The 270-nt window shown below is 40.4% G+C and carries 1 pseudogene; it reads right to left on the bottom strand.

Features of this window, described 5'->3' with window-relative positions:
* A pseudogene (locus IWT5_RS11850) lies at nt 1–221 on the bottom strand (ISL3 family transposase); the annotation flags it as partial.
* Nucleotides 222–270 lie beyond the last annotated feature (49 nt).

Below are 270 nucleotides of genomic sequence, written 5' to 3'. Positions count from 1 at the left end.
ACATTATTACCAAGGGTTTGGACAAAGCGGACATTCGTTTCCCGCCAACCATAGTTGATAATCGTATGATCATTGATGACGCCACAATGTACACAGGCCTTTGGCCGATAGGTCAATTTACCAGTAACCTGGATAACCCCATCAGCCCGTTCAGTACCACCTTTAATTTTTACATGTTTATCATCTATGCCTAGCAACAACTTCGTAGTATCATAATTCATAAGGGTATTCCTTCCTTCTAGAAATCTTCGTCGTGGTTGATTTTAATGA

It is taken from the genome of Secundilactobacillus mixtipabuli (assembly GCF_002217925.1).
Taxonomy (GTDB): domain Bacteria; phylum Bacillota; class Bacilli; order Lactobacillales; family Lactobacillaceae; genus Secundilactobacillus; species Secundilactobacillus mixtipabuli.
The sequence above is the reverse complement of the archived record's forward strand: the minus strand, read 5'-3'. Positions and strand labels throughout refer to the sequence as shown.